Consider the following 12,316-nt stretch of genomic DNA (forward strand, 5'->3'; position numbering starts at 1 on the left):
TTCTTATTTTGTTTTTGTTAGTAAATAGAGAAAATAAGGTGCTCCGATAAAAGCCACAACCACACCCGCTGGGATGGCATTTGGGGCAAATATGGAACGTCCGAGTGTATCAGCACTGACCAAAATCAACAATCCAAGCAAGGCGCTCACTGGTAAAAAATATTGGTGCAGTGAGCCGACAAGACGCCTCGCCAAATGAGGTGCAACAAGGCCAATAAAACCAATTCCGCCTGTCATCGATACACTTGCACTCGCTAGACCAACAGCTAAGGTGAGAAGAAAAAGTCGTTTGCGCTCTACACGTACTCCTACACTTGAGGCGACGGCATCACCTAACGTTAACGCATTGAGTGTGCTGGACTGCATGAGCGTAAGCGGGACAAGACATACGATCCAAGGTAGGAGCGCAAGCACATGAATCCAGTCTCTTCCCCATACATTTCCCACAAGCCACCTTGAAGCGAAGGTGTATGTATCTTCATCCAGTTTCAATGACAAATATAACGTCAATGCACTAAACCCCGCAGCTACGGCAATTCCAACAAGGATCAGCCGGATAGGCACAAGCCCTTCATGCCTGTCGTACGCAAGAAGAACGATGACTGCTGCCGCAAGCAGACCTCCACCAAACGTAAAGAGCGGAATGAGTAAAGATGGATTTCCTTCTAGTACGTGAAAATACGTCACAAAGATGATTAAGCCGAATGCGGCTCCTGCATTCAGACCAATAATCCCAGGATCGGCCAGTGGATTGCGGGATAAACTCTGCAAAATACCACCTGCGATGCCTAGACCTATTCCAGCTAGTATCGTCACGACGATTCGAGGCAGACGATAATCAAACAGCACCGTCTCACTTTGGAAATCTCCAAAGCCAAATAACGTTTTGACGACAACGAGAGGACTGAGTTTCAGCGTGCCGGTATTTAAACTATACAGCACGACAGCCGCACTCAGACAAAGCAAAACGGCTGTCACGACAAGAGCACGCCGTTTCTCTTTCATGACAGGTTCCTCCCTTCTTTTCTGGCAATATATAAGAAGAAAGGAACACCAACAAGTGCCACCATGACGCCAATGGCAAGCTCTCTTGGCGGATTTACTGTCCGGCTGGCAAGATCAGCGAAGACGAGAAGCATTGCGCCTAAAATCGCTGACATCGGAATGACGAAACGATAATTGACCCCAACCAGCTTTCGTGCAATATGCGGAATGACAAGCCCGACAAACCCAATAGACCCAACCGCCGATACAGAAACGCCTGCCAACAGAACCGCAGCTGCCATACCTAGTATTCGCACTTGCCGGGTTTTCACCCCTAAATTCGCAGCTACATCTTCACCAAGTGATAATAACGAGAGGGATCGTCCTAATAACATCGCCCAAACGATGACAATGAGAATGACTGGAGCAAGGATCATCAGCTGCGGCCATTTGACACCTGCCACACCCCCTGCATACCAAAAAGCCAGATCCTGACTGAGATCAAAGTAAATGGCGATACCTGAGCTTAGCGCATGCAGCAATGCGGCAACAACAGCTCCAGCTACAGTGAGCCGAAGTGGGGTCAGCACGCCGCCAGCCGCCCCAATGGCAAAGATCAGCAGTGTACTGAGAACGGCACCAAAAAAAGAAAATAACATCAATGCCGAATAAGGCATTCCTGGAAAAAAAGCAAAACAGAGAGCGACTACAAACATCGCACCGCCGTTAATGCCTAATATCCCCGCATCTGCCAGCGGATTTCTTGTAATGCCTTGCATGAGCGCACCTGCCACAGCAAACGCCGCTCCAACAAGCGCCGCTCCTAGCACACGAGGAAGCCTTAATTCATGAATGATCTGCTGCTCTGTCACATGAGACTGATAGTCAAACACAGCTGTCCAGACCGTTTGCAAAGACAATGACTTTGCACCGTAGGAAACAGCCAAAAACATAGCCGCCAATAAACCAATGACAGCGAGAAAAAACAATAAAAAGAACAAAATAGGTGATGATCGTTTTTGTTGAGATGTTCGCTTATCCGGCAAAATCGGTGTCATCCTTTTCTTCATTAAAAGTCAGTTTGAAAATGAGAATCATAATCATCAAAATTATAGCCGTCAGCCTCTGAAAAATCAATGTACGGCTCATTTTTTTAATTATTGAAGGTATTGGTAGACGGCAAATAAGAGAATTCTTTCCTTCTGCTTTTTCTCGTTCTGAAAGACCTATCAATTTTTACAGTATTTTAATAGGAAAATAGTTGACATTCCGCATGAAAATCCCCTAAAATTACAAAAGTAAGTCAATTGTTATAAAAATATTACAAACAGATGTCAAAGAAATAAAGAATGACCCGTCATGAGAGGAGAATTGAAAGTTGTGTCAGTAAAGGGAAAATGGAGTATCATCCTATTTGCGCTTGCCATCGTCATTGGAGCAGTTGCATTCTTTCAAAATCAGCAAGCAAGCGGTACAGAGAAGAAAAATGTGAAGCAGGATACGAATTATAAAAATGTTGAAATTGTCACTCTTGTAAATGACGGGAAGTTTATGAGATATGCGGTGAACTATCCACTTTTTCATCAAAAAAAGCTAGATGACAAGATTCAAAGCTATGCGAATTCAGCATTAGAGCATTTCAAAAAGACATTTAGTGAAGCAAAGGACATTGATGAAAACAAACGGTTTGAACTGAATATTGACTATGACATGGTGCACTATGCAAAACAATCTGCGGCCATTTATTTTACGACCTACACGTATACAGGTCAGCAAAATGGGACCACTCATCACGTCACAATCAATTTCGATTTTCAGAAAAAAGACTTTCTTGACACAAAAGATTTATTTCAACCAAAAAAGGACTATTTGAAAAAATTATCCTATATTACATACACGGAGCTTAAAAAAGATAAAACCTTGTCTAAGGATCTATCACTCCTTCAAAAAGGAACAGCCCCTACTGATCAAAACTTCAGTCAATTCGCCTTAAAAGAGAAATATATAGAGTTCTATTTCCCAGCTTCTCAAGTAGCCGCAAAGGACTTAGGTCCGCAAACGCTGGCGATCAAAAAGACGTTGCTAAAAGATATCTTGAAGCCGGAATATATGAATAAGACCAAAAATCAGAATGAAATCAAAGAACCGAATCCAAAAAGAAAAGCCGTCAAGCTGCCGCAAAAGCCAAAGCTTGATCCGAATAAAAAAGCCATTGCACTCACATTTGATGATGGTCCAAACCCAGCCACAACTTCAACCATTTTAGCAGCGCTGAAGGAAAATAAAGGACACGCCACCTTTTTTGTATTAGGAAGCAGGGTTCAGTATTATCCTGGGATGCTTGCCGACATTTTAAAGGGCGGAAATGAGATCGGAAACCATTCATATAACCATCCTTTATTAACGAGACTCCCTCTAAAAGAAGCGGTCAAACAAGTAAAAGACACGCAGAAGCTGATTGAAAAGGCCAGCGGTTATACTCCTACGCACTTTAGACCGCCATATGGAGGAACAAATTCCGACATCAATCAAGCGGTGGGCATGAACGTTTCATTGTGGGATGTCGATCCTGAAGACTGGAAAATTCGCAACAGCCAACAGATCACAAAACATGTTCTCTCACATGCAGCAGATGGCAAAACCGTACTCATGCACGATATTTATGACAGCTCTGCTCGAGCAGCAGTGAAGATCATACATGAACTCACCAAACAAGGCTACCAGCTTGTCACAGTCAGCGAACTTGAACAATTGAAAAAAGAACGAAACGAACAGACCCCTGTGCAGTAAACACAGGGGCTTTTTTTTATGACTCTAACAACTTCTTTCTTTTTAACAATGCTTGAAACGTCTCTTCAAGCTCACGAGAAGGCTCGATGCTTAAACGACTGAGCACTTCAGACAGCTGCATATCAATCAGCAGGAGCTCTTCTTCTTTCTTTGTAGCAGCTGGCTTTTCTTCCTTTTGTTTATATTCTTCATAGGTGCCATCAAAGCGTTCAATGGTACCCTCGTGCACATGAAGAATACGAGTAGCCACCTGCTCAATGAGCCTCCTGTCGTGGGAGACAAACACAATCGTGCCCGGGTAATCTTTTAAAAGTCCTTCAAGCGCTTCTACTGCCGCAAGGTCTAAAAAGTTCGTCGGTTCATCAAGCATCAGAACATTGGCATCACTGACGAGCAACTTTGCAAGCATCGTCTTCACCCGTTCCCCGCCGCTTAATACGTTCGTCAGCTTATACACATCGTCTCCCCGAAACCCAAGTCTCGCTAAAACGGTGCGAACGATCGTCTCATCTTGAATCGCCTGTTCCAGTGCATTTTGTAAGATCGATTCATCTAGATTCAGTCCTGAAAGATCTTGGCTGAAATAACCAATCTTCACGGCTTCTGAACAAAAAATCCCGGGATGTCCGTTTACAAGCATTCGGAGAAATGTCGTTTTACCGCTCCCATTCTTCCCAATGATCGCGACTTTGTCTCCGCCTCTCACTTCAACATTCGCCTTTTTCCAAAGGACTTTATCTCCTGCCATGCCATCTACATGTTCGACACGAAAAATGGAGCGGCTTGCCACTTCCTTCATGGTGTGCTGCGTCATTTGAAGAGGCTGGACTTCCTTTACCTTCTCCACCTTTTCTAATTTCTCCATTCTTGTTTCAATAGATTTGGCTGTTTTTTGAAGCTTTTTTTGCTTGTTTGCATAATAAGGCTTTGCAATTTTAGGCCCCGAGGATTTCAGCTTTGGAGATGGCTTTGTCGCTTTGTCGGCTTTTTTCATTTTCTTTTGCAGTGCATGTTCTAACTGTTTTTTCTTTTGGGTATACACCTCGTACGCCTCCACGTGCTGGCGATGTTCGAGTTCTTTTTGTCGGGCAAAATCGCTGTAGTTGCCTTTGTATAGTTTGAGCTTCCCATCTTCCAATTCCCAAATGTCTGTACATAACGCATCTAAAAAAGCACGGTCATGCGAGACGACAATCAGAGCACCTTGATGATGACGAAGCTTTTCTTCTAGCCACTCAATATGCTCCGTATCTAAATGAGTCGTCGGTTCATCGGCTAATAAAAGGGCAGAAGGCCGGCTTAAAGCTCTCTCAATATAAGCTTGAGTCATCTCTCCGCCACTTTGTCTGCCCTCTCCTGTCTTTAGTTGAGGAAGCAGCGTACAAGTTGTAGTGTGTGCAAATGTGCCGCTGTCTGGTTTTTCCCTCCCCGCTAGTACATGAAGCAATGTCGTTTTCCCACTGCCATTTGTCCCTACAAGGCCGATTCGGTCCCCTTGATGAATGGCAAGCTCCTCTATATCAAATAACAAACGATCCTTTCGAAATACTTTTAATTGGTGGGCTCTCAGTAACATCCAACCCTCTCCTTTCGTATCAGGAGACATGAAAAAGCCTCCCATTCTCAGAATAGGAGGCAAAATGGTGTACAAAAATAAGCGTATCGATACAGAATGACATGCGGTTCATCAAATGAGCACACATATCCCCCGTATCCATCACTTCAATCTTTGATTCCCAAGCTGTACCATCCTATTCCGAAGCTAAAAAATGAAAACGCAGCAAACATAGCAACACATATCGTTTGCTCACTGCCTTCGTTCTTTCATTTTGCTTACAGGTCATAGGATTAGTACTTCATTGCATTGGGTCACCCTTCCGTCGTTTATTACGTATACGATAAAAGATTGGTTATTTTTTGTCAAGTAGGTTTCCTATTGAGACAGGCTGGCCACCTTGGGTAAACACCTTACCTATTGCATCTGTTTCGCTTGCATAAACTGATCAATGACACGTAATGCTTTTTCTGTTCCACCTGCTGTTTGGAAACTTTCTTCAATCTTTTCAATCCCAGCACGGTATGTGTCACTTCCGAGTACACTCTCTACAGTATCTCTCAACTGCCTTGCTGTCAGCTGGTCTTTATCGAGTGCACGAGCAGCAGAGAGATCCGTCAGTCTTTTTGCCACCATCGGCTGATCTTTGTCAACCGGGATGACAACCATTGGAACATGATAATGAATACCTTCATTGACACTGTTCATCCCGCCGTGGGTCACAAACACATCTGTCAGTTCAAGGACTTCAAGCTGCGGCACATAAGGCTCGATGAGAAAATGAGATGGCGCTTCTTTTAGGAGAGACATGTCGATTTTTTCACCAGTTGCGAGAATCACTTTTCCATCAAAGTCGGCAAAGGCATCAATACACATATTAAAGAATGCTTCAGTATCTCCAAGAACCGTTCCCATTGAAATAAAGACAACCTTCTCCCGCTCAAGCGCTTCTAAAGGGAAATCGTGCTGGTCAGCACGTTTTAGAAAACTCGGTCCAATGAAAACAAACGAATCATCCAATGCATCAACAGACGGCTGAAAATATTCACTTGTATACACCATATTCAGTTCGCCGCGGTTTTTCATGAATTGCATCAAATGCTTTGGCTGAACGCCAAAACGTTCATGTATTTCTTCTAACAGATGAGCCGCCTTCTCATCTTTTCTGTATAGAGGTGTATCAAAATGCGCCTCCTGCAGCACAAAAGAAGGATTCGAACCGATGCCTGGAATCTGTAAGTAATCCCGCACAAGCTCACCTGCTCCAAACATATCAAAATAGACCAAATCAAATGAATGCTGTTGAGAAAGAGTTTCCACCACTTCTAAAATGTCTAATGACGTTTGTAGCATGGCATGAAAAAATGGCTGCATGGACTCCAAATCGTCTTCCTCCACACTTAATGTCCGTATATAATCTGGATGTATATGTATGTGAGCGCCTAAGCGTTTGATCCGTTTTTGATAATGTTCAGTTGTGACCACATGCACTTCATCACCTCGATCAACAAATGCTCTAATCATCCCTAACATTGGGTTCACATGTCCTTCAGCTGGGAACGTAATCATTAAAACCTTCGCCACAAGAATCCTCTCCTTATTGTCAATTCCCTTCCATGTTAATCTTATACAGTGATCAGGCTCAACAAATACGCCTGAAAAGGGGATAAATGAGTCTTAGGGCTAGTATTTTTAAGAGGATAGCAGAAAAAAAGACAAAGCCTCCTTTTTAAGTGCTTTGTCTTTTTTCTATTAATTTTTGAGCAGCATTTGTTTAAACGCAGCAGACTGTTTTTCAATTGAGATTGGATCAGCATAGATAAATTCTTTGATTGAATAGGTTAGAACATGTCCTTGTTTTACTGCTTTATTTTTCTTCCATACACCACTGCCTGTGATATCAGGATTCGGTGCTTCTTACGAAAAAACACCCTTTAGTCGAAGAACATCATTCAAACATTAAAATTTTGGGGTCTTGATTGTAACAGTGAACAAGCATAGCATGTAATTGTCCCCTATGATGATAAACATGTGCTAATATCTCTAACAACCATTCATACCTTGTATATGTCACACCCCAATAGGAAGTGGTACGAGACAGTAGTTCTGTGTCCGATAATTTCATATAATTATTTTTTAATGAATGGAAATTAGTCATTAAGCCTTTTTCTATCGACTTTACAGTTTTATATGATACATTAGCATAAAATGTTTCCATCTCTTCTTGGGTCGCCTCATTTGCAATACGCCAGTCAGCTTCACAAATGATCGCAATGTGTTCCAGCAACTCTCCGATAGACTGCTTATGAGGTGTTGGTCTTTTTTGTAAATCAGCTTCTTCTAATTGACTTACTATTTTTATCAATGTTTTAACAGCTACTTCAATTTGATGTAAAACACTTTCACAATTCATTAGTGCCTCCTTATTAAGGAATTCTGCCCTTTTAGTTGAACAAGCTTTGAGAATATTGTTGATGCAATGATTTTACACCAATTAAACTTTACTTGATCGCTATCATAAAGAAAATTTGTCTTTTTAACAATTGTAATCTGTGTTTTTCGATACAAAATGAACTACTTCACTTAAATGCTGATACATAGTGAAGAGTTCCTCTCAATTTACTCACACAACACCACTCATAAAAAACAAAAAAACCCTTTATTTCAACGGGTTTTCAGCTTCTTTCATAAATGATCAATCGAATCCTATCGGATACTATAGACGGGCTCGGAGAACGTATAGTTTATGTCTTTAATTACTGTTATAGCAATATTTTGATATTATCTCGTGCAAAATTTGTGCAAAAAATATTTCTATTTTCACTTTAAATCATTATTACCGACACTAAATATTGTTAAAAACTTTTTAGAAAAAAAGGAATTTTCTCATAATGAAAATCCACAATCACAAAAATTGTGGGTTTTCATTTGAACCGAATCAGACTATAGTATTTAATAAGGAATAGAATCTGATGACGTGTAATTCCCTTTGTAAACAATATGATCGTCTAATGTAAGTATTGTAGAATAAAGTTTATAAGGTTTAGAGAAAGTAAGAGTTTGAGATTCAATAGGTCTATAATCAATTTGACTCCATGTTTCAAATTGATTACTGTCTAAATCTTTTAAATAAAATTTAGCACTAAAAGCTGGCATTTCTTTATTAACATTGAAACTAAATGTAACCCTATCACTTGTCATATTTACTCTTTCTATAAATGTCCATGTGGAATTAAAAAACCATCCTTTAGTATCTACAATTATATGATGTTTAAATTTTGACTTTAACGATTCATCTAAAAGATTAATAAATGTCTCTTTTTCAGCCTCACTTCTACAAACAATTCGCTTTAGAAAAGTAAGATCGCATTTATCAGGTACAATTAGTTCAGCATGTCTGTGAAATTTAATCATATCCGGATAAACAGATGAATCATAGTAACTCTCATGATATACAGAATTAAATGGCATATTTCTAAAAGAAAGGGAATCATTATAAATTTTAGTATCGTAATTAGCAAAATTACCATAAGTGAAAAAAGAATTCTCTAAGGTGAGCATCGAATAACTATCAAACAAAAAAAACACCGGAACCGGACAATGAGCTTTTAATTCGGAACTTATCTGATTAATAGCCCTCACACCCTCATTTCTATATTGAGTTGGTGTTTTTGGTCTAAAATAAAATCTCACATAATCCTTGCGATTATTTTCTGTATTTTGAATTACTGTTGCACTTGCATTATCAACCTTCATTATTGATTTTTTTATTGCTGAGTTTCTCGAGTAGATAAACCCTTCCTTAAGAATATTTACAGCATTCCCTATATCAGTAAAATGATATACATATTTAGGGATTCTACTCATTTTCGGAGAAGGTAACCCAGTTTGTATTTTACCAGTAATTAGGTCGTCGATTACTTGAGCGAATTCAGATTTATTCTTTGCCAACTACGGTTTCCCCCTCTTTATTTTGAAAACCAACCTTCATTTTATGTTGGATAACTCGTATTCCATTAACAAAATCATCATCATCACTAAATTTAAATGCTATTTCAACAGGTTCAATATAATCTAATCTATTTAACAGGTTCAAAACGACCCCACCATAGTCATGCAAACCCTCTGGCAAATCTTTTTTTGAACAAAACCCTACTTTTCTAAGTAGTCTCCACACCTCTTTAATATGATAAGGTATTAAAAAATACCTCACTTCTTGTGTTTGCAAAATAATACATGGTGACTTTTCTGCCTCTTCTAGCTCATTCAAGACATTTATCTCATCCATGAATACATGCCACATTTCCCCTCTGACTTTCAAATCAGGATCAAAATTAACGCTATTCTGTAAATCATCCCATACTTCACTATAACTAAGAAACTTTGGCATACCTTGTAACCATTTCTTAGTCTCAAGAATTTCTTTATGTTCGGGCTTTGATTTATTGTTATCTGATAGATGGATATAAACTTCTATCGGAAGTGGTCTTAGATAACGCTCCATTAAAGGCTTTACATCATTTTCCCAGTCCAATCCACCATTGCCACACCCCAAGAGTGGAAATGAAATAGATGTTATACCTTTTTCTTCATATGTTGAAACAAATTTTTGTAATCCTGCCTCAATATATTCTAATTTTGAAGGCGATCTCCAATGCTTTTTTGTAGGGAAATTTAAAACCCATTTGTGATTTGATTTATAAATCCACAATTTCCCTATATCTAAATCTTTATTCTCGCAAAAAGTTTGATATTGCTCAAACATCTCAGGATAAATATCTTTAAACTGTTTAGCTATCCCTTTTCCCATAACACCTACTGTATTTACTGTATTAACCAAAACTTGTGCAGGGCTTTCAAAAATATTTCCTTTAACATAAATAATCAATTTTCAACACACCTTTAGTGTATATTAAATATCAAGTATTCCTCATTCAAAATCAAAATACCTTCACTATAACTCTTTTTATTGACCTCATTTAGATGTTAATTTCACCTTTACCTTAAACCTTATAACATCTTAATTATGGATACCTTCTAAAGCTAAAAAAATCTTCATACCCAAATAAATATAACACTTGTTGTATGCCTACTGCTATAGTTGCAACTCATTTACTTTGTATATAGTTACTATATAATACATCCCTTCATGTAATGTATGCAACATACCTTTTTAAAAACCCGATCTCCTCTCTGTTATTTGTTTTTTATCCATTCCATGTCCTCTTTTGTCCATCCCTCTGGCAAACCATTCGGAAATGGATCATCTGCATACACTGGCTTCAAAAGAACCTCGTCATATTCTTTCGTTTCTGAATCCATATGGGCATACATATGAGCGTATAGCTCTAATTGCTGTTGCACATCCACCATAACGAGATTCACACCAATAGGCTGTGATTTGAGTTTCATGTCATACTTCCCAATGTAAGACCAAATAGGGCTATAAAACTTACGTCCCCCATTCATAAGATCATACGTGATTCTTTTGTCTTTTTTCTCGACCTGTTCATCATCAAAAAGGTGACCTGTGTGACGCTCAACGTTTATGTGTGGAAGCTCGTACGTAATGTCATACACTGATGTTTCGCCCTTCATTTCACTGCTGTGCTTCGTTTCTTCCATTTCAACTAAAGAACGGTTTCCGTTTTTCTTGTATGTCAAATAACTATCGACCATATTCGTCGGAACTTCAAAATCAAATGAAGGCGCAACCTTTCCGCCGATTTCATTTTCATAATGAAGATTTACTTCCCTTTCAAAGCCATAACCTGTTTCCTTTCTTGGAATTTGACTAATCGGTATACTTAACTTTTCATAAAACACCTTTCCCATCAAAGGCGTTTTTTCTGTCATACAAGGATGTTGTCATGACAGCTTCTTACTTTTCTCCACATCTCAAAAGATCCACAAATGGAAAATTTGTATAAAACGTAACATTATCGTTTACTCACTTTTAATTCCACGCACATAAAAAAAGCTAAAAACCCTTTATTTCAAAGGGTTTTTAGCTTTTTCACAAATGATAAATCGAATCCTATCGGATCCTATAGACGCGCTCGGAGGGATTCGAACCCCCGGCAGACGTGGTACCGGAAACCACCGCTCTATCCAACTGAGCTACGAGCGCACGATATGTTTTTTGAACGTCAGCATATCAAATTATAAGGGAAATGCTGCAAGAAAGCAATGATTAATCGCTATCCCTTTCGATGCATTTTCTTCATTCCCATACATATACTCATATGATGGTTTGAAGTGGAAGAGTTTTGGGGAAAATGGATAGGGGTATTTGATTTTAGGTCAGCGTTTTGTTTGACCTTTATTGACCAAAAATGTATCATTGAATTACATACTTACCTAAAAGGTGAAGGAGGAACATTATGAATTTAATACCTACAGTCATTGAGCAAACAAATCGTGGGGAAAGAGCTTACGACATTTATTCTCGTCTTTTAAAAGACCGTATTATCATGCTTGGTTCTGCGATCGATGACAATGTTGCCAACTCCATCGTATCACAGCTTCTCTTCTTAGAAGCCGAGGATCCAGAAAAAGATATCTCTATCTACATTAACAGCCCTGGCGGTTCGATCACAGCTGGTATGGCCATTTACGATACGATGCAATTTATTAAACCAAAGGTATCAACTATTTGTATTGGTATGGCTGCATCTATGGGTGCGTTCCTGCTTGCTGCTGGTGAAAAAGGTAAGCGTTATGCCCTTCCAAATAGTGAAGTGATGATTCACCAACCACTAGGTGGTGCGCAAGGTCAAGCAACAGAAATTGAAATTGCGGCAAAACGAATCCTTTCTTTACGCGATAAACTGAACCAAGTACTTGCTGAACGTACTGGTCAGCCAATTGAAGTCATTGAGCGCGATACAGATCGTGACAACTTCAAAACAGCGGAAGAAGCACTTCAATACGGACTCATTGACAAAGTCTTGACCCGTAATTCAGAAGAACAAAAATAATCACAAA

General features: G+C 39.4%; 10 protein-coding genes and 1 tRNA gene. 2 read left to right on the top strand and 9 right to left on the bottom strand.

The genetic code is table 11. The features are described 5' to 3' along the window. Positions 1–3 precede the first annotated feature (3 nt). A complete protein-coding gene (locus NSQ64_RS17550; RefSeq protein ID WP_025208010.1) occupies positions 4–1,005 on the bottom strand; it encodes a FecCD family ABC transporter permease in 1,002 nt (333 codons plus the stop codon). Further along, positions 1,002–2,054, bottom strand: a complete 1,053-nt coding sequence (locus NSQ64_RS17555) for a FecCD family ABC transporter permease (RefSeq protein WP_038475387.1) — start codon at positions 2,052–2,054, stop codon at positions 1,002–1,004. Before NSQ64_RS17555 ends, NSQ64_RS17550 begins: the two co-directional genes overlap by 4 nt. Positions 2,055–2,364: 310 nt before the next feature. Between NSQ64_RS17555 and NSQ64_RS17560 the strand changes: the two genes are divergently transcribed. Further along, on the top strand, positions 2,365–3,774 hold the full coding sequence (locus NSQ64_RS17560; protein WP_341017559.1) for a polysaccharide deacetylase family protein: 1,410 nt from the start codon (positions 2,365–2,367) through the stop codon (positions 3,772–3,774). 16 nt (positions 3,775–3,790) lie between these two features. Here NSQ64_RS17560 and abc-f read toward each other — a convergent pair whose 3' ends face one another. From abc-f to NSQ64_RS17595, 7 genes are all read right to left on the bottom strand, one after another. Next, positions 3,791–5,350: a ribosomal protection-like ABC-F family protein gene (gene abc-f, locus NSQ64_RS17565; RefSeq protein WP_341018361.1), complete on the bottom strand. Its 1,560-nt coding sequence runs from the start codon at positions 5,348–5,350 to the stop codon at positions 3,791–3,793. Positions 5,351–5,746: 396 nt separating this feature from the next. Beyond that, entirely contained in the window at positions 5,747–6,913 is a 1,167-nt protein-coding gene (locus NSQ64_RS17570) for a macrolide family glycosyltransferase (protein WP_160757986.1), read from the bottom strand. A 364-nt stretch (positions 6,914–7,277) separates the two neighbouring features. Then, entirely contained in the window at positions 7,278–7,742 is a 465-nt protein-coding gene (locus tag NSQ64_RS17575; protein ID WP_058336952.1) for a DinB family protein, read from the bottom strand. A gap of 539 nt (positions 7,743–8,281) precedes the next feature. Continuing rightward, complete coding sequence (locus NSQ64_RS17580) at positions 8,282–9,280, bottom strand: DUF4433 domain-containing protein (protein WP_341017565.1); 999 nt, start codon at positions 9,278–9,280, stop codon at positions 8,282–8,284. Continuing rightward, positions 9,267–10,217, bottom strand: a complete 951-nt coding sequence (locus tag NSQ64_RS17585) for a macro domain-containing protein (RefSeq protein WP_341017567.1) — start codon at positions 10,215–10,217, stop codon at positions 9,267–9,269. The genes NSQ64_RS17580 and NSQ64_RS17585 overlap by 14 nt, the downstream gene beginning before the upstream one ends. Positions 10,218–10,525: 308 nt before the next feature. Continuing rightward, entirely contained in the window at positions 10,526–11,164 is a 639-nt protein-coding gene (locus tag NSQ64_RS17590; protein ID WP_341017569.1) for a hypothetical protein, read from the bottom strand. A gap of 219 nt (positions 11,165–11,383) precedes the next feature. After that, positions 11,384–11,459: transfer RNA gene (locus tag NSQ64_RS17595), tRNA-Arg, on the bottom strand. 253 nt (positions 11,460–11,712) lie between these two features. Between NSQ64_RS17595 and clpP the strand changes: the two genes are divergently transcribed. After that, positions 11,713–12,309, top strand: a complete 597-nt coding sequence (clpP, locus tag NSQ64_RS17600; RefSeq protein ID WP_024719872.1) for an ATP-dependent Clp endopeptidase proteolytic subunit ClpP — start codon at positions 11,713–11,715, stop codon at positions 12,307–12,309. Positions 12,310–12,316 lie beyond the last annotated feature (7 nt).

It is taken from the genome of Bacillus sp. FSL W8-0183 (assembly GCF_038006825.1).
In the GTDB taxonomy this organism is placed as follows: Bacteria; Bacillota; Bacilli; order Bacillales; family Bacillaceae; genus Bacillus; species Bacillus altitudinis.